We start from the raw sequence: 24,002 nt of genomic DNA, 5'->3' as shown, positions 1-24,002 counted from the left end.
CAGGCCATGCTCTCGGCCCGCACGGTCGGTGCCAAAGGCTCGCACCAGTGGCTTTGGCAGGACAGGATCTCCGGTGCGCTGACCGACGAGAACCTCGCCCACCAGCGCTACGGCGAAGTCTTCACCCGCGCCGGAGAAACAGGGCACGCCGTGCGTCAACTCGTTCTTGCCGGCCGCAGGAAGGACGCACGCTCCGCCGCTGCATCGCTTCTCAAGTACCTCGATGTAAGCGACCTCCTGGAGGTGCGCGCGATGGGTATGCAGCACGGCCGCAGCAGTGATCGGCCAGCAGGCGGATCTCATTCCCGATGATGCCGTCGCGGGCATCGCCGCCCGCCTGACGCAGATCGTCATCACAGGCGCGCAGACAGGGCTGACCAGCATCCGTCCGGTCCAGGAGGCTCTCGGAGCGCTTGCAGCGCTCGATGAGCGACTGCCAGCGACGTCAGCGCAACAAGTTCTATCCCTGTTGGTCGAATGGATCCCCAGAGAGCCGAACGTCTCCCGATTCATCGACGAGCAGATGCTGGCTTTCCTCGATGCCTGCATCAAGGCCGAACTGCACCTAGCCGACCAAGCTACCCAAGGCCTAATGGATGCGTGGAAGCTCGATATAAAAGGCGCTGAAGGTCTGCTTGCAAGGCCGCCTGCCATCGGCCGTGCCAGTGATACGCCAAAGGGTGCAGTTCCTTTCGAGGGAATGTCCTGATCAGGCAGTGAGTTCGTAGTCCTGCTGGTTGTGGGCCGGATAGAGACGCTGGTGTTCTCGGGCGGCATGGAAGCGCCAGTAGGAGTCGAGATCGCCGTTGCAGATCAATGCTCGGAGTCGCAGGACGGCTTCGGCGCCGCCAAGGCCCCAGCGGGCGCCGGTGATATCGAGACGGTCGCCGATTAGATGGCGGCAGGCGCCCTCGATGGCACCGGTGGCGATCGGCCAGCCTGCCCCCAGGGCGATGTCGTAGCGGAGCTGATCGAGGTGGCCGGTCAGGTAGCGGCAGCACGAATGGACCGCCTCCCGCCTGCCAGCGGACAAGCCGACTTGGTCGGCCCGAGTCGTCATCTCCTTGGCAGCGCGGTCGGCTTGGCCTGCGAGGATCGTGGTCAGATGGCCGGCGACCCAGGCATCGGCCTCGGGAGTTCCGGGCTTATGGAAGGCGTGAGCGGCTTCCCAGACGTACTCGGTGACGTGCACAAAGTCCAGGAGAACGTTGATCGTGCAGCCTCGTCGTGCGGCTTCGTGTTGGATCAGATCGAGTTGGTGGCGGGCGCCGTCGACCAGGACGATCCAGCACCGATGGTGGCCGGGATCGCGGGCTTCGGCCTGGTCGAAGACGTCGCCGATGACCTTCTCGGGCGGGTGAAGGAGGGAGGCGGTGCACCATTTCCGCGTCGCTGCGGGTCCCCGGCGGACCTGGCGGCGGGTGCTGCGGCCGCCGGGCGGATGGATCACGTCATGCGGGCGACGGGGGGCCGGCACGGCATCGAAGACGCAGGCCACGGTGGCCATTCGTTTGCGGTTCGGCTTCTCGCCCGGCGTGAGTCTGCTGCGATGCCCGCGCTGCGCGGAGGCGAGGTGGGCCTTTTGGGTGGCGGGCCGCAGGGCCTCGGGCCGCATCACCACGCCCTTGCCGTCGACCTGGATGACCAGCAGGACGTCCCGGCTGGTCGGCATGGGGACCGCGTGGCGGTTGAAGTCGTCGATGTCGTCCGCCGCAGCGGCCACGAGCTGTTCGAGGCGGCGTTTGCCCAGGACTCTTCCGCAGCGTCGCTCGATCGCGGCCTGGGCCTGGTCGAACGAGCCGCGCACCGCCTCGGTGACCGCGAGTCGGCGCAGTCCCATCGAATGCCGGCCCGCGGGCAGCGACAGGGCCTCATCCGTGGGGTGGACGTTGGTCAGTCCCGGCCCTCGATGGGCCATCCGTTCTACCCGGACCAAGCCGAACAGGCAGGCCAGCCAGCGCGTGTGACCGGCCTCGCGCCACGGGCGAAGGCGCCCCTCCGGGCCGATCACCGGTGGATGTATGCCGGCTCGCACCGCTTCCTGCTCGCGACGGGCGCGCAGGTCGAGATGGTCCTGCAGCAGTTGCCGCAGCAGTCCTCGCCCAGCCTGCTCCAGATGTTCTTCCAGCTCGGCGTGGCTCCAAAGGGAAGCCAATTCGCCTTGCAGGGTGCGTAACAGCGACTCGAAGGCACTGACCGAGCGGACAAAGGGGTCAGCGCTCACGCAGGTGTCATACGGTTCCATCCCAGGGCTCTTCTCGGCTGGGTCGATTTGGTTGGCACCTTCGACTCTAGGGAGGAGAGCCCTGCCCCATGGAGGAGTTGGCCGCGGTTTCTGTCTCATGGCGGGCCGGGCTGAACAAGCCGGGATCACTCTCGCCCAGCCAGCCCCTGGCGACCAGCCGCTTCAGCTTTCCCCGCGTGCCCTCGATCTTCCCCGCCTCGGCGGGCAGCCCGATCCTCGGCACGATCTGCTTCGCCCGCACCGGCCCCGGAGCATCCCGGACGATTTCCACGATGTCCCGGTAGATCCGCGGCAGGTCCTGTGTGTCCATCCCCGGCCTCCAGTGCGGCACCGACAGCACCCCCACCACCCGTCTCTCGGCCCCCGCGAACGCAGACGGCTCCTGACCATCGCCGGTCACCGCGGCCTCCGTATCCGATGTGACAGAAGCGCCTGCCGACATCTCGGCCATCACCTCGGAGACCGTTTCCCGCGCGATCCGCAACCGGTCCAGACCTTCCCGGGCCTCCTCCAACCGACCGGTCACCTCAGCAAGTTGCTCCTCAAGGCCGTCCACCCGCTCCCGGGCCGCCGCCTCCCGGGCCTCCAGTTCCTCGAACAGTGAGCCCATCCCAGTCGCCTCCTCCACCGTCACGGTAGAGACGACAGCTCAGCCGATCCACCCGCACGCTTCGTCAGTGCGAGGGGCAGTCCTTGCCGGCCAGTTCACGGTGCGGATAGGGCCCGTCAGGCATGGTCTCGTTCAACCAGTCGGTGATCCACTCGGCCAGCGACTGCCTGAGCGGGGCCAGGGCATGCTCCATGCAGCAAATGTTGGGGTCCCAGTCCCACATCTGCCCATCGGCCGTCTGGAAGTCGATCAGCGCCCACATCGCGCCGCCCCGGTCCATGAGCGGAACGATCCCCGGCGGAAGAGGGCTCTCGGGATCGGCGAAGTCGCTGTACGCCTCCGTGATGTCAGCGCAGTCGCTGAACCAGTCGCCGGTGTCCGTCAGGGACACCACGTCCCACGGTCCAAAGCCACCGTTGGCCACTTCGAGATACAGCCTTCGCAGGAGTTGGGGCATCGGGCGCCCCACCATCTGCTCCACTGCCCGTACATCGTCCGCGGAGGCCGGCTCCGGCAGCCCCCGGTCAGCTACCCGCTCCCGCGCGGCCAGGATGAGATCGTCGTCAGTCACAGACAGATCTTCGATCACGCCGCACTGCTTGTCGATGGGTAAATTACCTGCTCAGCGCCTTCCCTCAGAAGGAACTGCACCCTACGCCAAAGGGCGCAGCAAGGGCACCGCGGGGCCACGGCCCTCCTGATCGACTGGCAGGTGGAGGACCCGTCTATCCCGAAGACCGTCCGGGAACTGGCCGACACAGTGCTGGCTGAACCGGTGGGGACCGTTCGCCCTTTCTATTCCAAGGGAACCTCCGCACGGCAGTGCTCGGACTACGTCAGCCGATCTCCGTCCATGTGCAGGTGGTGGCGGCTGACGTGCAGTGCTCGTATCCGGGCAGGCTGGAGCCCGCCTGCCCGGCAGCGAAGGGGTACAGATACCGCGTGCGGGAGAGGCGTGTCGAAAGGGAGGGACGCCCCGACATTCAGAGGTGCCGGGGCGTCCACACGACTGTCCTACGTCGCGTCGACCAGGTACTGCAGGTCGCTGACGACGTATTCACCGTAGTTGAACGCCGTGCCCAGATCGGACAACTGCACGTACTGTCCGTGGGAGAGCGTTGTGTGATCCGGTGACTGTGCTGCGCTCGACAGAGCGCGCAGCAGGAGCCGGAAGGCGAGGTCGGGGGAGCACGAGCGGATGCATTCGGCCAGAGCGTCTGCCGTCTGCGGGCCGAGGGCTGGCTCGAACTCCCGTACCGCGTCCCGTACCCGGTCGGCCAGTTCTTGTCCTTCGTACAGATCGGCGGCGGACAGCGCTGGCACAGATGGCTGTTGTGACAGCCACGCGTCGCACAGTGCAATCACCTGCCGCATCCATTGGGCACCGTCGGCGACTCGGCCCCGGCCGAAGAAGTACGCTCCGTTCTCTGCGCAGCCTTCCCAGATCGTGGTGATCCGGTCGGGGCTGAGGCCGTCCAGCAACCGTGTCGCGTCATGACGCACGAGCAGCACGGACTCGGGGTCGAGTTCCTCTACGAACTGGTCCGCCACCGCTGCTGTTTCTGTTGGGTGGTCGCGTGTCCAGTCCTGGTGGAAAAAGCCCATCACCCAGGGGAGGCCGAACATGAATTCGCTGGAGCGTGCTGTCATCTCTCATCTCTCCTAGGACGGGTACGCCGTGTGTACGTAGTAGCCAAACCTGTGTCCTTTAGCGCGTTTGAGAATGACGGTGTACCGGTTGCCGGCCTGTGTGATCCTCCCGTCGGCGTTGGCCACCCAGCCGAGGGAGTTGTTCGCTCCGAACGATCCTGTCAGTGTCTTCTGCTGATCCTTTCCACGGAGCCACCGAGTGATCTCCCCTGCCTTGTTTGCAAGGGCGTAGTCCACGACCTGCTGCGCCGTCTGAAGGTCAGCGAACACCCCGTTGACGCCCTTCTCGGCCGCAAGCTCCAGAGCCCGTGCCTGGGTGATGTTGACGTGCTCGTCGATGACGTGCGCGACACCGGGAAACGCCTGCGCGTCGGCCGCGAGGTCGTTGCAATTGTGGACCAGGACGGGAGTTGTGCCTGCTAGCACGTAGAAGGTGTGCGGACCTCCGACGCTCAGGTCGAAGACCTGCTGGGGCGCAAGTCCGGTCCGGTCGTTGAGTGCGGACACCGAACGCATGGTCCCGTCGGGCGACCGCAGCCGGTCGCCGACGCGCAGATCGGAGACGAGGATCCAGCCGCGCTCGACTACGAAGAAGCGATGCCCGGCGGTGCTGGACAGACGTCCGCCGCCCGTCAGGGCGATGTCTACGAGATGGTCAGTGCCGTGCTGGAAGGTTCGGGTGACCGGTTGGGTCTGCGGATTGCCGGCGCCCGGATCCGTGGCCAGCACCCGGTCTGCCGGCCGGACGTCAGCGATGTTCTTTCCGGTGCCGTCGGCCATCAGCACGCGGGTGTCTGCCGGGAAGCTGTTCACCCTGCACGCAGTGATCAGATCCTGGTAAACGTCGAAACTGCGCTCGGCATCGGCCAGCGTGGCCGGATTGATGTCATCCAGGGCTTTCAGTGCTCTGAAAGCGTCCGCAACCCCGATTCCGGTGCGCAAGGCGGCGTCGAAGGCGCGGATGGCGTCGACCGCATCGATGACTTTCTGGCCCGGGATGAAGTTGGACGCCGCCCAGGCGCAACCGCTGGCGCTGCCGTGCCAGCAGTCCACGAAGTCCTGCGCAAGGATGGCCCAGGCAACCTTGGCGATGATGGTGGCGATGCCCTGGGCCAGCTCCAGCTTGGTGAAGTAGCGGGTGATCTGCTGGGACAGGTTCTCGAAGGTGTCCGTTGCGACGAAAACCGTGTCACTTGGCGGGCAGCCCGCCTCCGTGGCCGGCACATCGGGGTCGGTGCACACGTAGAAGCTGACGGTCGCGTTGAAGTGCAGGGTGAACTGCACGGTGCAGCCGCCGAAGCCGATCTCGATGACACAGTCGTTGTCCTGGTGCGGTTCCCTGATCGGGTCGATCTTGTCGACGACGTAAAAGGAGTTGGCAACGCCGGTTCCAGCGCCTACCTTCACCTGCTGGTTTGCCTGTTTACGTTCGGCCTCCTCGGCCGCCTGCTGGGCTGAGTCGGCGTATTTCTGGGCGTCCTTGGCGGCTTCCTCGGCCACCGCTGCTTCGGTGGCGGCGTGGTCGGCGGCTTTGCGGGCGTCCGTGGCTGCCTGCTCTGCCTCGGTTGCGGCTTTGCGGGCGGCCTCGGCATCGAGAGCGGCTTCGTCCGCAGAGTCGCGGGCGTCGTCGGCGTAGCCCTCGGCCCGGCCTGCCGCCCGGTCGGCCGCTGCGGCGTCTTCGGTGGCCTGCCGGTCGTATTCGATGGTGCGTGCGAGGGACTGTGCTGCCTGGGCCGCGTAGGTGGCGGCTTCTGCGGCGTATCCGAGGGCTTCCTTTGCGGAGGCGCGGGCTGCCGCGGAGAATGCGGCGGCCTCGGCGGCCAGGGTGTAGGCCGCCTTGGAGTCGCCGGAGGCCGCGTTGGCCGTGCTCTGCGCCTGGGCGGCGGCCTCCGACGCGTTCTTCGCGTGGGCCTCGGCGACGGCCTGCTGCTGCTCGGCGATCGTCTTCGAGGACTGCCCGGTCAGGACCGCGAGTCCGGCGGCTGAGTCGCTGGTGATGTACGGGGAGCCGAGCTGGATGGCGTCGTTGGCCGGTGCGGCGACCCGGACGGCTGCGTTGCCTGCGTCGACCGCGGCCTGGGCGGTGGTGTAGGCGTATCCGGCCGCCTTGGTCGCGCCGGCCAGTGCGGTGGCTGCCTCCTTCTTGGCCTTGTCGGCCTGCGTCTTGGCGTCGGCGGCGGCCTTTTCTGCGTCGTCGGCGAGTTCGTCGGCGGTGCGGGCCGCGGTGGCTGCGCTCCGGGAGGCCTTGATGGCGTCCGCGGCCGCGCTGGTAGCGGTGCGGACGGCTGCGTCGGCCTTCAGCTTGGCGGCCTGGGCGTCGTCGGAGTCGGAACGGGCCCGCTTGGCAGCGGCTTCCGCCCGTGTCGCCGCCGCGTCGGCGTCGGCCGCGGCCTGGGTGGCCAGGTCGGCTTCCGAGCGTGCGGTGGCCGCCGCGGTCTCCGCGGTGTCGGCGGCGGCATCGGCGTCATTGGCCGCCTGCCGGGCTTCCTGCGCGTTGTCCTCGGACTCGCTGGCCTGGGCGTAGGCCTCCTTGGCATCGGCTTTCGCCCGGGAGGCGTTGGCCTTGCTCTCCGCGTCCCAGGCGTCGTCCCGCAGATCCCTGGCCTTGTCGCGGGCGGTTTCCGCGCCCTGCCGTTTCTCGGTGGCGGTGGTATCGGCGGTGTCGGCCTTGGTCTTGGCCGTCTGCGCCTTGGACGCCTGTTCCTGGGCGTTGGTCTTGTGCTGGGCGGCTTCGGCCTGCTTCTGCGCGGCGGTCGCCTTCTCCGCCTTCGCGGTGGCTTCCTCGGTCTCCGCGGCAAGCCGTTTAGCGTGCGCGGTGGCCGCGGCGGCCTTGGCATCCGCCTCGGCGTTCTTCGTCTCGGCGAGTTTGGTCTTGGCCGTGTCCCGGGAGTCCTTGGCGTTCTTGGCCTGCACCGCGGCGGCGTCCGCCGAGGCCTTGGCCTGTTCTCGCGCGGCCTTGGCCGCGGCGTTGCGGAACGCGGCCTGCGTGGCCGCGGCCTGGGTCGTCGCCAGGGCGGTGATGGTCGCGCTGTCGCCGGCCGAGGCGCGGGTAGCGGCCTCGGCGGTCTGCCCGGCCTGCATCATCGCGGTCAGCGCGGCGGCCGACGCCTTGGTCACCTGCGCCTTTTGCTGGCCCACGAGCAGGGCCCGACCGCGGGGAGCACCGTCGCGGTCGGCGATGGCGTAGGCGGCCTTGAGGTGCTCGTCGGTCTCGACGGCGGCGATGCCCGCGCTCTGCGCCTGCTTGCTCAGCACCTCCAGCTGGGTCTTGGCAGCGGCCCGGGCGTCAGTGATGCCCTTGGCGGCCTGGGTGAACTGGGCCTGGGTGGGGTAGTTGATGTCGCTCGTGCCGTTGTGCCCGGAGGGCACGATGTCGAACTTCTGCGGGTCGCTTTCGTTGCAGGTCCAGGTCCAGGCGTCCTGGCTGTTGGCGTAGGTGTGCATGTCCAGGCACTTGCCGGTGCCGGTGTTGTACAGCCGGGTGGTGCCGCGGGTGGTGTACTCCCACTTCTGGGCGCCGCTCTGGTTGCACGTCCACTGCTGGATGACGGTGCCATCGGCGGTGCCGGAGCTCTTCACATCCAGGCACTTGCCGGAGTTGACGTTCACCAGGGCGTTGTTGACGATCTGCCACTTCTGGTTGGCGCCACTGTTGCACGTGTACATCTGCACGACGGCGCCGTCGGCCTTGGAGCTGCCGCCCACTTCCAGGCATTTGTCGGACGCGGCGTGGATGTGGACGACCATCGGGCTGTCGCCGACCCAGCCGGGTCCGCCAGCCGACCAGTAGTCCTGCCAGCGGGTGAGACGGTCGGCGATCCAGGACTGGCCGAGCATCTCGCCCAGCGCCTTCGCCCCGGTCGCCAGCGCCGTGGTGGCCTGACGGTTGTCGGTGAAGATCTTGCCGCGCTCGGTGGCCTGCGCGGTGATCTCCTGCTGCCATTCCGCGGAGGCGGTGGCGACGACCTGGCCCAGCACCTTGCTCGGGTCGACGGGGTTGCGCCAGGTGCAGGCCGCGAACCGGGTCTTCAAGTCCTCCACCGCGAGCCTAAACTCCAGGCTGCCCGGCTCAGGGGCGATGCGTGCGAAGCCACCGGACGCCAGGAAGAGGCGGGCGTCATCTGCGCCCAGGCCGTCATAGCCGTCGACCAGCTTCTCGAACGCCTGCTTCTCGGCGTATGCCTGCTGCCACTGATCGCTCGGCAGGTTCGGGTCCACCTCCGAGTACAGCGGGCTGCCGAGGTCGGTGACCGCCTTGACCGTGGCCGCGTCGGCCTGCGGGGTGGGGTCCTGGTAGAAGAGGCTCTCGTCCTTCCAGTACTGCTCCCCGAGCCACTTGGAGAAGCCGACCTGGTCGAAGAAGTCCGCTCCGCTGCCGCTGGGCACGCCGGGCGGCCACGCGAACCCGGTGTCGGTGAAGCCCGCGGGCGTGGACAGACCGGCCAGCGGCGCCTTCCACGCGTTCACCCGGGCGCTCAGGGCCGCACTGTTCTGGCCGGTCGCGTCCCTGTCCTGCTGGAATGCGGCGGCCAGCGGGGTGTTGTTCCAGTACTCGCGGGCGGCGGTGACGCGCAGTTGCTCGGGGGTCTGGGTCAGACCGCCCTGGGCGAGGGTGCCCATCGCGGGCCCGCCCAGCCGCAGGGAGTCGCCCATGAGGCATTGGTCCTGGCGCAGTTGCTCGGCGGCACCGGCGTCGAAGCCGTCGTAGCTGTCGCCGACAGGACTGGAGGGCACCCTGTTGTCGGCGGGCGGCTGGGGGCCGAGCAGACCGGCCAGCACCGCGCCGATGGCAACCAGCGGAATGAGCGGCCCGGAAGCGGAACGCAGCCGTCGGGCCCGCGCACCCAGACGGGAACGTCTGCCTGGACGCGGGGATCTGGGCGGTCTGCCGGACGGTTTGTCAGGCGATCTGGAGGAGCGTCTGAGACGCACGAGAACATCCTTCGTCGGTAACGGAGACGACACGGAAGGCGCTAGACGATGGGGCGGACAACTGCCCGCTGCCGACTGCCATGGCATGCCGAACAGAGGGCGCTCGCCGCATGCCGAAGCCCCCTCCCCCGTGACGACGGCGCTCCCCTGCCGCAGACAACTGGTAAATCAGCGCAGCGTTTTGCTCTGCCGCGCGACGACCCATTCAGGCATGCACCAAGATCGCTATACAAGACGTTGATCACGACGTGACCGAGAAGCAACGGTGCATAAAAAGTGAAGGAATCACGTGCATCCCATGGCGCATCCGTGATGGCCCTGCCGGACGCCTGGCTGCGGTCGCTCAACGTCGTCCGAAAGTTGCTACCTGCACGCACCCGGTGAAGACGGCTCGTCGTCCGCATTCCTGACCTGCTGCACGCTTCAGCGAGCGAGCATCTCATCTGGCACAAGCGCCGACCGCCGAGGCAGTGACCGTCCACGGCCTGGTCTCACGCCGCACGCGATCGGCTGGGGCCATCGCGGTAGTCGGCGAAAGAAACCGGACGTGCGCTTGATCCCGTCCGCTCCTCTCAGCGGGTCTCGACGATGTCGGGGCGGGGTTCAGGAGCCTGACTGGAGTGGCCGACGAGGAGGCGGCACAGAATGCTGAGCGGCGTCAGGTGGGGTTTCAGCAGGGTGACGTGCTCGACGTGCGCGTAGATGAGGCGGGCCCCGACGGAGTTGCAGGGCTCGGATGCTACGAGGGCCTCGTCCTGAGGATGCTTGATCTGCTCGTCGCAGTGACGGCAGATCCGCGGTGGGTGCGTCATATGTGGGCGACACCAAGATTCTAGTGGTGGTCGCACAGGGGGTTTACGGAGCAGGCGAGCCGCTGGGCATGCTTCAGCTCCGCCGCCAGGCCGCGGTCGGGGGCGAGGTCGAGCCGCATGCGGGACTCCCCGACACAGGCCAGGGCGCAGGCGTGGGGCACGTCGTCCTCGGGAAGAGCGAACGCGGCCCGCTCTCCGCAGCGTGAGCCGGCGGGGCGGCGGCGTACGGCAGGACGTTGAGAGCGGCAGCAGCGAGGCCCCGGACAGGAGACTTGATCATCTGCTGTTGATAGCGACCCACCGACCACGCCGTGCGGTAACTGCCCTACAGGTCACCCGTGCGAGGAGAACAGTCGTACTGGAGAAACGAACCTGCGCGGGAAGCGGGCTGATGCAGTGGGGTGGTGCTGGCTGCCAGGGTTCTCGCAGGGTGCGTCGCAGCCCGGGGAGGTCACCCTCGCATGCGTCGTGTTCCTCCGCCGCCCATAGGCCGACGGTCAGATACGCCAGGAGCGGATGCGGTCGGCCGCAGCGCGTGCGCGAGGTGACCTGCCCGGACTGCGGTATGAGCTACGACGCACCCTGCGAGAGGGTGATCTGTGCAGCGGCGAGCAGAACTGACGGCGTCCGCTGCGCCGCCCTTCCCTGATCGGCCGCCAGGCCCGGGTTCGCGGCAGCCGTCCAGATCCGACCCGTGCAGCGCGGCGGGACGGGACCCGTCCGCCTGCAGCCCGGTCGGATCTTCAGGAGAGGGAGCGCGCCCCACACCCGGGATTAGGCCAGATGTTCGACCGTCTGGGCGGGGCGGATAACGAAGAGACGCTGCAGGCGAGGGGAACGGGGCCAGTTCATTTACCCCTCGCTTTCCCTTTGGTCGATGTGGGTGCGCTCTGGTTGCGCCTCGCAAGGGAGGCGACCGAAGTCCATTGCCGCTGATGGGGGTGACACGTGCAGTCTGCTGAGCGCGGCTCCCCGGGTGTTGTGGTGACTGGTGGGGTGTTCTACCTCTGGTGTGACGCTGTGGCCTGAAGAAGGTGATGCCCGGTAAACCATGATTTCGATCATGTTGCTTTGTGTCGGGGCGTGGTGGGGTTCGCGGGCTGTTGTGTACAACTCACGAACTCGCAGGGGAGATTGACGCATTGAGACTCTTACGTGTGTCGGCGTGGAGACATGTTGCGGCTGGTGCCGCGCTGGCTTTGGTGGCGGGGATGGGCACCGCGGCCGCGGCCCCCACGCCGCCCGTGCCGGGCTTGGAGGATTCCCCGGCGGAGGTGGCGGCGGCCGGACCGCAGGACCTGGACGCCATCGCTGCCGGGGGTGCGCGGCCGGTGTCGGGCACCGCTCCATCGGCCGGCCCCAAGTTCGCCAAGTCAGGCTCGGTCTGGCGGGTCATCGCCCCGGAGGTGGTGCTGCGCAACACAGTGACCGACGCGGACGGTGACACCTCCAACCTGACGTTCCAGGTGTACACCGCGAACGCGGACGGCACCCCGAAGGCGGAGGTCGACCTCGATGGCGCGGGCACGAACGATGTGCTGGTGTCGCCGTATGTGGCCTCCGGCGCCACGGCGAAGGTGACGGTGCCCTACGGCATCCTCAAGCCCGGAGTGCTGTACAAGTTCCGCACCTCCGCCTACGACGGCAGCCTGTACGAGACGACCTGGTCGCCATGGGCGGACTTCCGTATCGATCCGTACGTGAAATTCCCCGCCGCGCAGACGTCGTCGACGATCGACACGACCGCGCAGGAGAACACCGAGGTCACCCGCACCGATCCAGGTCCCGCGCTGCCGACGTTCAACGCCAACGGGACGGTGAAGCGGGAAGCCACCCAGGAGCGCACCTGCGGCAAGCAGGACGCCGAGGGCCGCAAGCTGTGTATCGAGCTGTCCCCGCCCACCGCGGAGCCGAAGGCGCGCGCGGAAAAGCGCACGAAGGCGCTGCGCGAGGCGACAGCGGCCAGGGCTCGCAAGGCCGGTGAGTCGTCCGCTGGGGCAGCTCAGGCAGCGGCCGATGCGCCGTTGGCGGACCTGGTCAGCTGGTGCTCGGACGAGCCGGCCGGCGCGGACTACATGAACCGCACCGATGCCTGCCTGAAGAGCATCGGGTCAGGAACACTGACATTCGTCGACACGAGCGACGCCACGATCGGCTTCGCCGCGTTCGATTTCGAGTAGCGCATCAAGGCCTATCCGAACAAGTCAGCCGGCGGGACCAACTTCGCGGAGTTCGACCAGCAGATCCGCATCATGCCGGTGCGCATCGACGCCGCTCTTGACGGCGTCACGATGAAGTGGAACACCTCCTCGACGTGCGAGGCGTGCAACACGTCGGTGATCCGGTGGGCCGACGACTTCGACAACGCGGCGGGCGACAGCGCCTACTGGGACGCGGACGACTGGAACGCCTACACCGACGGCAGGTGGGGCACCCGCGCCACCACCTGGAACGGGACTGGCAAGGAGACCATCGACCTGGGCTGGTCGGTGACCGCGAGCGTGGACGCCAGCAGCATCCCCTCCGTGACCGCGGACTTCGGTACCTCCGGCATTCCCGAGGTACAGGAATTCGCGCCGCGCTGCGACGACTTCGTCGGCGGGTCGCTGCCGGGCTGTGTACTGCCGTTCTTCAAGCCGACTTACACCGTGGACACCAACAAATACCCGGCCGCGGGGGGTTACTACTGGTACATGCAGCAGGTGATGCCCGACCATGCAGGGTCCAAGCGCTAGGACTCGCTGCTGCACTACCTGGGCCCGGACACCCCTCTGACGACCAGTACCGGCGCGAAGTGGACGAAAGCCAACAGCAGGAACGTCATCTGCGGTTCCAGCTCCGCCTGGAGCATCCACCCCTCCGATGCGTTGGTGGGATCGGTCGACTGCGACGAGTATGCGATGGCCTCGACACACGAGTCCGGCGGCTACCCGCAGGGCGTCAACCTGGTGACCTCGGGAACCAAGTGTGCGCAGCTGTTCACGGACAAGATGGGCGACGGCTCGGCGAACTTCGGCCTCCTCGCAGACACGCGCGCCGTGACGAACGGGCCGAGCGGCACGGAGCGGTGCGGACGCGCTGCCATCAACAGCGTGCAGAACGAGGAAGCATTCAAGGACTATCCGGCCCCGTCGTGGCGGCTGCTGGACGGTGACGGATTCTTCGTGACCCTGCCGGGATACGAGCACTGCACGTCAACCGCAACCACCTGCACATGGGAGAAGATCGGCTGACGTAGTCCGAGCACCGGATACGCGACGCCGTAAGGGGGACCAGCCCGCAGGGCTGGTCCCTTCTCATATGTGGTCAGCCGGACAGGGGCTGCCAGCGTTCCTCGTGTGCCGGATTGATGCTGCTGAGCCAGATCAGCGTTCCGCCGATCAGGCCAGGCTTGTCCCGTGCGGCCAGGGCCGGGGCCTCCAGCATGTCGGCGGTCTCTTCCAGGTAGGTGACCAGCGTGTCGAGTACGTCGCCGGCGGCTTCGACCTCGCGGGAGAAGAACCCCAGGTAGCCGGTAGCGGCGTCCAGGTACAGGCCCATGGTGTGGTCGGCCGGACCCAAGGCGATCACCGGGATCCGGGTCGCCTCCCACACGGTGATCCGCTCCTCCTCGGGACGGCCGGCGTTGAGGACGGCCTGCTGGGTCTGGGCGCCCATCTTCAGCCGGTAGCGGGCGGCCACGGCGTCCAGGTTCATCAGCGCCATGTTGCCCGGGAGACATCCCCAGCCGTCGGCTCCGTCGTCGCCGCCGGTCAGCATCCACAGCGTGCGCAGCTCAACGGGTATCGGGATGCCGAGATCCTCTTCCAGTGCGGCGATGGCCGCCGGACTGGCGCCGGCGCGGAGCGCGGCATAGGAAGCGGGAGCGTTGTCCTTCAGCCAGCCGGTGATACGGCCCCAGGCGTCGGCGACCTCCCGTACGGCAGTCGCCGCGGAGACAAGGTCACCGGACGGGTCCCCGCCCTGCTCCCGGTCCCGGTCAGGAGCGCCCGTGGAGATCGTGGAGGGACCAACGGCCTTGAGGAACCGGATCTCGATACGGTCCGGTTCGCGGATATAGCCTACGGACAGGTCAGGACAGTCATCGAACATGTCCCCGTCGACCGCCACCGTCAAAACGCCGGGCAGCTCCGAAGGCCGGCCCATGTCAGGGTCGTCGGCCAGCTGACCGGCCAAGGCCTTTAATGCGTAGGGGACATCCGCCCCGAGCCGGGCTGCAATGTCACGTACGTCCGGCTGGATTTCAACCTTCACAGCCTGATGCTCCTTGCTGGTCGGATAAGAGACGGCACCCTCCACACAGTAGGCCCGCGCGTACACCGGCAAGGGGTACGACAGACGACCTGCCCTGCAGAGCGCACCTGCCAGCCCCCCGTCTACTGCGAACCACAGGTCCCCACCACACCAGATGTAGGTGACTACCACCGAATCCCTGGCCGTGGCAAGATCCTCGACAGCGTCAGCTATTGAGACCGGAACCGATTCCTAATGGGCCGCGAAGCGGGTCACCGCCAACCGATTCCCGAGCCCACGAGTTCTGTTCGGTAGACCGCGAGGCCCTCTTCAAGGGCGCGATACGGCACCCCGCGAGAACCGTCTCGCCCCTGGCGGGGCACCGAACAGGTACAGGCTGGCTGAAGGCCCCGTGGGAGGTGGCGAGTGACGTCGCGCTGTCCAGGTGAGCCGCGATGCGGGCGATGGTCTGCTCGTTGCCCTCGAAGAGGTGAGCCTGCAGCCCCGCGGCTCGGGCGGCCTCGATGTTGACGTCGTAGTCATCGATGAAGAGACAGTCCGCCGGGCGTACTTCCAGGCGAGCACACGTCATTTCGAAAGCCTGCCGGTCGGGCTTGCAGACACCGATTTCGTGGGAGTAGAAGATCTGCTCGACCAGCTCGTCGAACTGGTACATCGCTGTCTCCAGCTCACGGGCGCCCACGAAACTGTTGCTGAGGATGCCCAGCCGACAGCGGGATTGCATCCCGCGGACATACTCGATCAGCTCCACGTTCGGGGTCCCCAGATACTCCTCCCACAGGTCGGACATGAACGACTCGACCTGCATGGCATCAAGGCTGAGCCGGGCACCGACCTGCGCCCGTACCTCCGTCTCGGTGATTGTCCCGACGGCCCCGGCCTGCCAGACGTCATCCAGCCGCCGGTCCACGCTCCCCAGGGGCAGTCCAAGCCGCTCGTCCCATTGGTGCAGCCACCCGGTCGGGGGTGTGATCTCCAAGACTCCGCCGATGTCAAAAATGACGCAGCGCGATTCCATAAACGGTCCCCTCATCCCGTCTCCGGCCGAGCCAAGGGCACGGAGATCGCTGGCCTGGTTGCCCTGCACACTGTCGGCCTTCACCTTCGGGCAAGGTCAAGACCAGAAGCGCCAGGCCAACGGGTGAGGATCACTTCACGTCCTGCGGCCAGTCACTCAGCTGTTCCAGCGGTGTCAGTTCTCATCGACATCTCCGAGCTGTTTGATCGCGAAGTGCTCCCAAGAACCGGTTCTGGCACAGATCTTGGGGAGCGGTCGCTGTCCGTTGCCAACGAAGTTAGTCCGGAAGGAGGTGTTGAGCTGGGAGGACTTGGTGGGGTGGCAAGGCAGCCGTGCCGATGAGCGTGTGGGGGTCGTCCCTGACTGGGAGGTTGGGTCTCAGCGTGGCGTGAGTCGGGCTATCGTTCCGATTTCCAGGGCTGTCCAGATTGCGCCGTCTGGTCCTTGTGCGATTCCGTGTGGTTCGGAGGACGGGCTGGGGAGGTCGTACTCGTCGATTCGGCCGGCGGGGGTAATCCGGCCGACGCGGTTGGCGCCCCATTCGGTGAACCAGCAGTCTCCGCTGGTGTCGGTGGCGATCGCGTGGGGGCGTGAGCTGCGATCAGGTAGGGCGAACTCGTCGATCTTCCCGTCTGGGGCGATCCGTCCGATCTGGCCGGCGCCGATCTCAACGAACCACATGGCGTCATCAGCACCTGCGGTGATGCCGACCGGAGCGGCGGCGGGGGTGGGGAGCGGGTAGACGGAGATGTCGCCGCCGAGTCCGATCGAGCCGATCGCGTTGGCCTGGTTCATCGTGAACCAGAGCCTGTCGCCGGGGCCGGTGGCGATAGCCGAGGGGAAGGCTCCCGGCAGCGGGAGCGGAAATTCGGTGACCTGACCGCTGGTCGTGATGCGGCCGATGCGGTCGGCACTGGCCTCGGTGAACCAGAGTGCGTCATCGGGCCCGGTCGTGATTCCGAACGGGCCGGCGTCCGGTGTCGGCAGCGGGAACGATTCGGCGTCTCCGGTGGTGGTGATGCGGCCGATCCGATGGGCGCGGAATTGGGTGAACCATAGGGCGTCATCGGGTCCGGAGGTGATGATCGACGGTCCGGTAGAAGCGGGTTCGAGTTGGTAGGAGGTGACGTCGCCGCCGGGGGTGACCCGGCCGATCCGTCCGTGGTGGACCATCGTGAACCACAGTGCGCCGTCGGCACCGCAGGTGATTCCGTAGGGCCCGGCTTCCCTGCTGGACACGGGGAATTCTGCGATCGATACGGTCGGACGACGCGGCATAGGGCAGGTCCCTTCGTAGTTGGGCGGTGGAGGTAAGCGATTGTGGATGCTATCCAGCTCGCTCCGATGACCGCTTCTGGTTAAACCTGCTGCGCGATGAGCGCTTGGTTCCGAGGGCCCGGTTCTTGGTGTGGTGCCAGAGAGCGAGGCTTGGTGGCACAGAACCGCAGCGGACTGGTTTCCCTGTCCCGCAGGAGTTCCTCCGTGCCGTGGACGTCGGTGGCCGCCGCGATGCGCTCGCTCAACATGGGCCACGCCCGCTGGTCGTCTGCCGAGCGCAGGATCCTCACCTGGTCCCACGCCGCCCTAACCGCACCACCTTGACCTGCGCCCCGCTCATCGCCATGCGAACCGAGCGTAGCCACACGGACCAGCGCAACAGGTGACGATGACGCAATCAGACCGGAAAGGGGGACCTTCCGCTCCGGGAACTTCCCTCACAACCTCCCGCCGCGCGTACGGAGATCTCCGGCAGGCGGCGCCGGTTCTCCCCCGGGCCGGCGAACGGCGGTCAGAGCGTCAGGCGGTGCGCCTGCGGTACCACCATTGCCCTCGCCCGGGTGAGGAGTGGCCCAAGTCCGGGCGGATCGCGGCCGATCATCGCTAGCAAGAGCTCATGTTCTCGACGATCGCAGTCACTGCTGCTGCCCTCCTACCCTTCCCGCTCGCCGCTGCGCCCGCCGCCACACACCAGGCGCGGGTGGAGTTGCTGCCGCTGGCCGACGCCGTCTAGCTCCTGCCCACCGCGGTCGAGTCCCGGGACGGATGCCAGCGCACGAGTTTCAAGCACTGGGTCGACGCCGACCGGGACTCGTGCCACACGCGCTCCGAGGTGCTGATCGCCGAATCCCGGGTCGAGCCGACCATCGAGGCAGGCTGCAAAGTCGTGGGAGGTGAGTGGTACTCCTACTACGACGGGGTCACGCTGACCGCGCCGGGCGGCCTGGACATCGACCACCTGGTGCCCTTGGCTGAGGCCTGGGACTCCGGTGCCAGCGCCTGGACGCCGGCCCGGCGGCATGCGTACGCCCACGACCTGGACGCCGACCGCTCCCTGGTGGCCGTCACCGCCCGCACCTACCGCTCAAAGAGTGATCAGGACCCGGCCGACTGGCGGCCCCCGCTCGCCGACGCCCGCTGCACCTACGCCACCGACCGGGTGGCGACCAACCTGCGCTGGCAGCTGACCGTCGACGACCGCGAACGCACCGCCCTGACCGAACTCGCCGCCGGCTGCGGGCAGGAGACGGTCGACTACCAGATTGCGCCATAACCACGTTCCCGGACCGGCCCGCCAGCGCACGCCCACCACAGGCCACGGGTGCCGACGGACGGCCCGACCCGGTCGGGTGGACCCGCCCGGCCTGCTCACCCGTATCACCGTGAACACGCCACCTTTGGAGTCCCCTCAGGCCAGGGCTGTGCCGAACTGGTCGGCCCGTACGAGACGGGCCGTCCGATCGGGCCGGGCCGGTGTCCGGCCGTGGCCGTGGCCGTCCGGCAGGTTCACAGCATGCCTCTCCGCGTACCGGGTCCGCGCTTCGGTGCTGTCCCTGTCATCGCGATACCGTGAGGTTGAACCTCGCATCGCCCAGGGCTCGCACGGTTGCGAAGTACAGCGAGCCGGCTTGTTCGGTCGCGGCAGCCGTGTCGATGCCGCCCAGGTCGATGATGGCGGTACCGGGCCAGCCCAGGTCGCCGAGCAGGCCGGTGACCACCGTCTTGGCTGCGACGTCGTCACCGCTGACGAAGACGGTGGCCGCGGGGACCGATGCGAGCGGATCGACCATGATGGTGAAGTTCATCGTGTTGAGGGTCTTCACCACGCGTGTACGCGGGAAGCGTCTCTGGACCCCGACGGCAGCCCCGGCGCCGGCGTGCCCCGTGGCGGTCTGCGGGGTGATCGTCGCTGAGGGGTCGAGCAGAATCTTGTCGCCCAGCGCCTCCTCCCCGATCTCGTCCAGGACGCCGAGCACGTCGGCGCCGGGCAGGGCGGTGACGACGAGGTCGGAGGAGACGACGGCGCTGCGGTGGTCGAGCCGGTCTGTTCCTGCGGGTGTTCGGGATCCGTAGAGCACACGGTGGCCTTGCGAAGTCAGGCGTGCGCCCAGCGCAGAGCCGACTTTGCCGGTTCCCAGGACGGCGATGTTCACGGACTGCTCCTTTTCAACTCTCGGTGAGGGCGGCGTCGCGTACTCACCTGGTTTCCACCGTGGCGGGAGGCTCCGGCAGAGACGGGAGCAGGTCGAGCGCCTTCTCCCAGGACCGGTCGCCGAGAAGCTGGGAACGGAGGTAGGACAGGATCAGTGCGCGCAGTGCGGCGACGCGGGCCGGGTTCTCGTCCGTGGTCTCGGCCGCGTCATAGCCGGAGATCCCGCCGAACAGGTGCCCGGCTCCCCGCATCATGAGCAGCGTCTTGTTCCCGGCCGGGCTGTGCGTGTAGGCGTCCCATCGGTAGCTCAGGCGGCTGGAGAAGTTCGGGTTCAGGTCCTCGTCGCCGGCCACGACCAGCGTGGTGCCGGTCATCGTCGCGAAGTCGGGGTACTGCAGCGACGGGTAGTTCTCCCTGGCCCACGAACCGAAGTGCTCGTCGGCGACGCCGGGGCCCCCGATGACGACACCTGCCGTCAGGCGTGGGTCCGACAGGTCCTTCTCCCGGGAATCCTGCGGTTGCAGGACCTGCATGCCCATCAGCAGCGATACCGTGTGGCCGCCCAGCGAGTGACCGACTGCCGCGATCCTGCTGGTGTCGACGCGTTCCGGCAGACCGTGGACGGCGCCGAGGATCTCCGGCAGGCGGTCCAGGACAGCGTGCATGTCGAGGGCGCGGTCGCGCCAGAAGAGCGGCGCGTCGGGCAGGTCCTGCTCGCGCAGTCCGAGCACCGTGGAATCGAGGTGTGTCGGCTGGACGACGACGAACCCGTGAGCGGCCCAGAAGTCAACCAGCGGGCCGTAGCCGCGCAGCGAGGACAGGAAGTTCGCGCCGCCGTGCCCGTGGGAGAACACGATGACCGGGAGCCCGGTGCCCGTCGCGGGCGCCGTGACCTTGATCTCCAGCTGGACAGGCCTGTCCGGGACGTCGAGGACGACGGGGCTGTAGCTCAGGATCGACGTCGGATCACCGACCGGGAACCCGGATGCGTCGGCGTATGCAGTGTTCAAAACCATCTCCTATGCGCACGGTCCGCAGGCAGTTGCCGTCCGTTCGGACACACTGTCGAACCGGCAACAAAAAATCTTGCCATCAAAGGCAATTTTGCGCAAGGAGGCATTTATGCCGGGTGAGGTGTGTATGCTGCGTACGGCAAGAATCATGTAGCGGGGAACGGTGAGAGGGAGGGCACGGTGACGACAGCCAACGGTCCCGGACTGCGGGAGCGGAACAAGGCGCGGCGTCGGCGCCACATCCTGCACACCGCTCTGCGCCTGTTCGTCGAACACGGCTACGAGGGAACGACCATCGCCGACATCGCCACGGCCGCCGATGTCGCCCCGCGCACGGTGACGGGCTACTTCCCCTCCAAGCTCGACTTCGTCACCGAGTGGCCGGCCCAACGCGAGCAGCGGCTCATCGCGCTCTACCACGCCGATCCGTCCGCCGGCTTCGTCGAGCTCGTCGACAAGTGGTGGCGCGACCTGCGTGAGCACCTCGACCACGAGGAGGCGGCGCTGACCCGCGCGATGACGCTCGCCAATCCCGGCGTCGCCGCCCTGGCCGAGGTCGAGGTGTCCCGCCGGACCCCCGGGACCGAGTTCCCCTTCGACGGCACCGATCAGCAGGACCCGTTCGAGGCCGCCGGCCGTGCGGCGATCAGAGGCATCAACCGGTCCTTCGAGCGCAGTGTCGCCGAGGGCTGCATGACCGATCGCCTGCACGAGGACCTGCTGAACCTGATCCGCAGCGTGGCCGAGACGACCCGCGTCGGCCACGGCGCACTCAAGCTCGACCGCTGACGCGCGGGCCACGCCGACCGTAACCGGCCTCGCCGAAGCCTGCGTTGCCCCCAGGACGGCGACGGGATGGGCACGTTCATCTGGAGACAGCCCGTCGACGGCGTGCTGGACGTGCTGGCTCAGCACGCCCAGCCGGCCAGCTCCCGCGCCGCAGCCTCGTCCGGCTCCTGCGTGACGGCACGTCGGCTGCGCACTGCGTCACCGACCGCGGCGGCCGCGATGATCCACGCGAGCGCGACGAGCCGCTACGCGTTGACGGGCAACTCGGACTGGAACGAGAGCACGGTCACCGCGACCCAGGCTGTTGTCAGCGCGGCGGTCGTCCACGCCCCGCGTCGGCCGGTCCGCAGGGCAACCGTGTAGACCGCGACCTGGATGGCCGGGATCATGACGTCGATGAGGGCCCCGGTGGCCTGGTTCACGACCGACAGGACCAGCACCGCGGCGAGGGTCGGGATGGGCGCCCGGCGCCGCATGAGCAGAGCGACACTGCCGGCGACGACAAGGAGCACATGCCCGGCACCCAGCGCTCGGGCGTCGCTCAGGTCGATCACCTGGAGGGTGAGCAGTCCGAGTACGGCCGCGATCACCGCCGGCACCCAGAGTGCCGCAACCAGCCTCCACCTCACCCACATGTCCGGAACGTATGCCTTCACTCCTGAGAGTAGAGGCGAGGCGGACCAGTGACGTCCCGCATGCGCAGCAGTCGCCGTACTGCGATCGCGGTACACGTAGCATTCGGCGGTTCAGTCGGTGGCTGGTCTCATGGGGGTGTCCGCGACTGCCGCTGCGGCCATCTGCCGCGCGGTGGTCACGAGGCCGGCGATCGCGTCGTCGGGAGTCAGGCCACAGAGGTCGATCAGGGCGAACAGCGACCCGGCGCTGATCACGAGGGCAAGACCGCGGACCAGCTGTTCCACGTCCGCGCGCTGCGCGGAGCCGCACCTGTAGGCCCACGGGGCCAAGGTGTCGATCACCGGTCCCTGCGAGGGCGAGCTCATCGTCGACGGCCCGTCGACGATCAGGACCCTGCCGTCTCGGCGGGCAACCCACAAAGCCGAGCCTTCCGCACTTCTTCCGCTACCGCCGTGCTGCGTTGAGGTGGAGGCCGCCCGCAACCTGGACGCTGGACGGGTCACCGGGCCGTGCGGAAGTCCTGTGTACCGATCGTCCTCAGCAGTCCGAGTTTCTCGCGCGCGTCGGTGCCGGCGGTCGGGAAGAACGCCAGGACTCTGGTGTCCGCCTCCGGCGAGAGCAGCACCTCACAGGTCAGGTGCAGGACACCGACCTCGGGGTGCAGGTACCTCTTCCGGTCGAAGCGGTGCACCGCCACCTCGTGGCGTTCCCACAGGAGACGAAACTCCTCGCTGCGCCGCAGGAGGTCGTTGACCAGATCGATGACATCCGCGTCACCTCCCCGTCGCGCGGAGGTCGCCCGCAGGTCGCTGACGTGCGCGAGGGAATGCCGCGGCCAGTCCTCCTGCGGGAAACAGGAGCGCAGGGCCGGCTCGGTGAACCACCGCCACACGATGTTCGCCGTGCGGTCGGAGCGGCGCTCCGTGGTCCATCCCAGGGCGATTCGGGCGACGGTGTTCTGCCATAGCATTTCGCCGAGATCGCTGACGACGCACGCCGGGACATCGTCGAGCCGGTCCAGCAGACTCATCACCCCGGGCCGCACGTACCCGCCCGAGTAGCGGGCCGGCGCCGAGAAACCTGCCAGGTGATACAGGTGGTCGCGTTCGTCGGGATCGCAGCGCAGCGCACGGGCCAGCGACGCCACAATCGTCTCGGAGGGATTGGCGCCGCGGCACTGCTCCAGCCGGGCGTAGTAGTCCGTCGAAATGTTGGCCAGCCGCGCCACCTCGTCGCGCCGCAGCCCCGGTGTGCGCCGCCGCACACCGTCGAGCAGGCCGAGGTCGGCCGGGCGTAGGAGTTCCCTGCGACGACGCAGGAAATCGGCGAGACCGGAACGATCAATCATGTCTCCAGTAGACCCCGGCCCGTCCGTTCCGCGCAGCCATCAGCGGCGGACAGATTGGTCCTGGCTGGGACGCCGCCCGGCCGGTGATGCTGGTTCGGCCCGCTGAGCCCGCTTCCCGACCTGTCGTGGCGGGAACATCACATCCAAAGGAACGGCTATGACTTCGATACTGATCACCGGCGGCCACTCGGGCATAGGCCTCGCCGCAGCGCGGGTCCTGGCCGCGCAGCACACCGACCTCGTCCTGGCGGGCCGCAGCGTGGAGCGGATGCGACCGGTCGCCGACGAGCTGAGGGCGCGGCACGACGTGTCCGTGACGATGCTGACGCTCGACACGTCGTCGCTCACCTCGGTCAGGACGGCCGCCACACAGATGCGCACGATGGTCGACTCCGGTGAGGTCACCGGACTCGACGCGCTCGTCTGCAACGCCGGCGGACGTTTCGACGGTGACGTCTCCTACAGCCCCGACGGATACGAAACGACCTTCGCGACCAACTGCCTCGGGCACTTCCTCCTCGTCCAGTTGCTCTTCCCGATGCTCACCGGGAAGGGCCGGGTCGTCTACACCGCCAGCGGTACCCACGACCCGGACACCACGGACGGCCGCCTGGTCGGTCGCTCCGTGGAGCCGGACGCCATAGCTCTGGCCACCGCCGGGAAGGACGGTGCCAAGCCGCTGCCAGCCGGCAAGCGCTACACCACCTCCAAGCTGTGCACCGTCATGTACGCCTACGAGCTGAACCGCCGACTGCGCAAGGCCAACAGCCCGGTGTCCTCGATCGTCTTCGATCCGGGAGCGGTGCCGGAGACCGGATTCCTTCACGGCATGCCGAAGCCGGTGCAGTGGGCCTCGAACACGGCCGCCATGAAGTGGGTCATGCGCCGCATCGGCGCCACCACGTCGGACGCGGAGTTCTCAGGCGCCTCACTGGCAGCACTTGCCGCCGACCCCGATCATGCGAACGTGTCCGGCACGTATTTCCAGGCGCACGACAGAACCCTCTCGCCGGTACGCTCCGCGCGGCTTTCCTACGACGAGCGGCGCGCGGCACGGCTGTGGGACGACTCCAAGCGCCTCGTCCACCTGACCGATGAGGAGGAGGCGGCGCAGCTACGGTAGACGGGCGGCTGGGAGCGATGGTCACCTACCGGGCACAGGCACGAGGGTGACGGTGACGAGAACCCGTCACTGCCGTGGATGCCCCGCGCTCGTTCCGGAGGAGTTCGTGCCGTTCGTGATCCAGGGCTACGAGGAGATCGTT

General features: G+C 67.8%; 21 protein-coding genes and 1 pseudogene. 7 read left to right on the top strand and 15 right to left on the bottom strand.

All coding sequences use genetic code 11. The features are described 5' to 3' along the window. Positions 1–277 precede the first annotated feature (277 nt). The gene (locus ACFWGJ_RS14730) at positions 278–709 is read left to right on the top strand and encodes a hypothetical protein (protein WP_387323830.1); all 432 of its coding nucleotides are present in this window, start codon (positions 278–280) and stop codon (positions 707–709) included. Here ACFWGJ_RS14730 and ACFWGJ_RS14725 read toward each other — a convergent pair whose 3' ends face one another. The 7 genes from ACFWGJ_RS14725 to ACFWGJ_RS14695 form a co-directional block, all read right to left on the bottom strand. Further along, on the bottom strand, positions 710–2,245 hold the full coding sequence (locus tag ACFWGJ_RS14725; protein ID WP_387323828.1) for an ISKra4 family transposase: 1,536 nt from the start codon (positions 2,243–2,245) through the stop codon (positions 710–712). A gap of 46 nt (positions 2,246–2,291) precedes the next feature. Beyond that, positions 2,292–2,879 carry a hypothetical protein gene (locus ACFWGJ_RS14720; RefSeq protein WP_387323826.1) on the bottom strand — a complete coding sequence of 196 codons (588 nt, stop codon included), beginning with the start codon at positions 2,877–2,879 and terminating at the stop codon, positions 2,292–2,294. A gap of 40 nt (positions 2,880–2,919) precedes the next feature. Then, complete coding sequence (locus tag ACFWGJ_RS14715) at positions 2,920–3,426, bottom strand: SMI1/KNR4 family protein (protein ID WP_387323824.1); 507 nt, start codon at positions 3,424–3,426, stop codon at positions 2,920–2,922. Positions 3,427–3,869: 443 nt separating this feature from the next. After that, entirely contained in the window at positions 3,870–4,505 is a 636-nt protein-coding gene (locus ACFWGJ_RS14710; protein ID WP_387323822.1) for a hypothetical protein, read from the bottom strand. Positions 4,506–4,517: 12 nt separating this feature from the next. Beyond that, on the bottom strand, positions 4,518–9,284 hold the full coding sequence (locus ACFWGJ_RS14705; RefSeq protein WP_387323820.1) for an RICIN domain-containing protein: 4,767 nt from the start codon (positions 9,282–9,284) through the stop codon (positions 4,518–4,520). Positions 9,285–10,009: 725 nt separating this feature from the next. After that, positions 10,010–10,249, bottom strand: coding sequence for a hypothetical protein (locus tag ACFWGJ_RS14700; protein WP_387323817.1), 240 nt, complete (start codon positions 10,247–10,249; stop codon positions 10,010–10,012). Between the two features lie 20 nt (positions 10,250–10,269). Then, a complete protein-coding gene (locus ACFWGJ_RS14695) occupies positions 10,270–10,557 on the bottom strand; it encodes a DUF6415 family natural product biosynthesis protein (protein WP_387323815.1) in 288 nt (95 codons plus the stop codon). A 903-nt stretch (positions 10,558–11,460) separates the two neighbouring features. Between ACFWGJ_RS14695 and ACFWGJ_RS14690 the strand changes: the two genes are divergently transcribed. The 3 genes from ACFWGJ_RS14690 (at position 11,461) to ACFWGJ_RS14680 (ending at position 13,482) form a co-directional block, all read left to right on the top strand. After that, positions 11,461–12,429 carry a hypothetical protein gene (locus tag ACFWGJ_RS14690; protein WP_387323812.1) on the top strand — a complete coding sequence of 323 codons (969 nt, stop codon included), beginning with the start codon at positions 11,461–11,463 and terminating at the stop codon, positions 12,427–12,429. 72 nt (positions 12,430–12,501) lie between these two features. Continuing rightward, positions 12,502–12,984, top strand: a complete 483-nt coding sequence (locus ACFWGJ_RS14685; RefSeq protein ID WP_387323810.1) for a hypothetical protein — start codon at positions 12,502–12,504, stop codon at positions 12,982–12,984. Positions 12,985–13,149: 165 nt separating this feature from the next. Then, entirely contained in the window at positions 13,150–13,482 is a 333-nt protein-coding gene (locus ACFWGJ_RS14680; protein ID WP_387323808.1) for a hypothetical protein, read from the top strand. Between the two features lie 73 nt (positions 13,483–13,555). On the opposite strand, the gene ACFWGJ_RS14675 is transcribed toward ACFWGJ_RS14680, so the two are convergent. From ACFWGJ_RS14675 to ACFWGJ_RS14665, 3 genes and pseudogenes are all read right to left on the bottom strand, one after another. Continuing rightward, positions 13,556–14,503, bottom strand: a complete 948-nt coding sequence (locus ACFWGJ_RS14675; RefSeq protein ID WP_387323806.1) for an SMI1/KNR4 family protein — start codon at positions 14,501–14,503, stop codon at positions 13,556–13,558. Between the two features lie 418 nt (positions 14,504–14,921). Further along, positions 14,922–15,521, bottom strand: a pseudogene (locus ACFWGJ_RS14670) (HAD family hydrolase); the annotation flags it as partial. Positions 15,522–15,899: 378 nt separating this feature from the next. Beyond that, on the bottom strand, positions 15,900–16,799 hold the full coding sequence (locus ACFWGJ_RS14665; RefSeq protein WP_387323803.1) for a virginiamycin B lyase: 900 nt from the start codon (positions 16,797–16,799) through the stop codon (positions 15,900–15,902). Between the two features lie 886 nt (positions 16,800–17,685). Here ACFWGJ_RS14665 and ACFWGJ_RS14660 point away from each other — a divergent pair. Then, positions 17,686–18,072 carry an HNH endonuclease family protein gene (locus ACFWGJ_RS14660; RefSeq protein ID WP_387323801.1) on the top strand — a complete coding sequence of 129 codons (387 nt, stop codon included), beginning with the start codon at positions 17,686–17,688 and terminating at the stop codon, positions 18,070–18,072. A gap of 283 nt (positions 18,073–18,355) precedes the next feature. Here ACFWGJ_RS14660 and ACFWGJ_RS14655 read toward each other — a convergent pair whose 3' ends face one another. Together ACFWGJ_RS14655 and ACFWGJ_RS14650 are read right to left on the bottom strand one after the other, a co-directional pair. Then, positions 18,356–18,952 carry an NADPH-dependent F420 reductase gene (locus ACFWGJ_RS14655; RefSeq protein WP_387323799.1) on the bottom strand — a complete coding sequence of 199 codons (597 nt, stop codon included), beginning with the start codon at positions 18,950–18,952 and terminating at the stop codon, positions 18,356–18,358. Positions 18,953–18,995: 43 nt separating this feature from the next. After that, on the bottom strand, positions 18,996–19,967 hold the full coding sequence (locus tag ACFWGJ_RS14650) for an alpha/beta hydrolase family protein (protein WP_387323796.1): 972 nt from the start codon (positions 19,965–19,967) through the stop codon (positions 18,996–18,998). A gap of 177 nt (positions 19,968–20,144) precedes the next feature. Here ACFWGJ_RS14650 and ACFWGJ_RS14645 point away from each other — a divergent pair, with 177 nt between their 5' ends. Next, positions 20,145–20,753, top strand: a complete 609-nt coding sequence (locus ACFWGJ_RS14645) for a TetR/AcrR family transcriptional regulator (protein WP_387323794.1) — start codon at positions 20,145–20,147, stop codon at positions 20,751–20,753. A 245-nt stretch (positions 20,754–20,998) separates the two neighbouring features. Here ACFWGJ_RS14645 and ACFWGJ_RS14640 read toward each other — a convergent pair whose 3' ends face one another. The 3 genes from ACFWGJ_RS14640 to ACFWGJ_RS14630 all read right to left on the bottom strand — a co-directional run bounded on the left by ACFWGJ_RS14640 (position 20,999) and on the right by ACFWGJ_RS14630 (position 22,737). Then, positions 20,999–21,343, bottom strand: a complete 345-nt coding sequence (locus ACFWGJ_RS14640; RefSeq protein ID WP_387323792.1) for a hypothetical protein — start codon at positions 21,341–21,343, stop codon at positions 20,999–21,001. A 156-nt stretch (positions 21,344–21,499) separates the two neighbouring features. Continuing rightward, complete coding sequence (locus ACFWGJ_RS14635; RefSeq protein ID WP_387323790.1) at positions 21,500–21,730, bottom strand: hypothetical protein; 231 nt, start codon at positions 21,728–21,730, stop codon at positions 21,500–21,502. Positions 21,731–21,888: 158 nt separating this feature from the next. Further along, a complete protein-coding gene (locus ACFWGJ_RS14630; protein WP_387323788.1) occupies positions 21,889–22,737 on the bottom strand; it encodes a helix-turn-helix transcriptional regulator in 849 nt (282 codons plus the stop codon). Positions 22,738–22,894: 157 nt separating this feature from the next. Between ACFWGJ_RS14630 and ACFWGJ_RS14625 the strand changes: the two genes are divergently transcribed. Then, on the top strand, positions 22,895–23,860 hold the full coding sequence (locus ACFWGJ_RS14625) for an SDR family NAD(P)-dependent oxidoreductase (protein WP_387323786.1): 966 nt from the start codon (positions 22,895–22,897) through the stop codon (positions 23,858–23,860). Positions 23,861–24,002: the final 142 nt, after the last annotated feature.

Source organism: Streptomyces sp. NPDC060205 (genome assembly GCF_042728395.1).
Lineage (GTDB): Bacteria > Actinomycetota > Actinomycetes > Streptomycetales > Streptomycetaceae > Streptomyces.
Note: the sequence above shows the minus strand (reverse complement) of the source record. Positions and strands in the feature narration are given on the sequence as shown.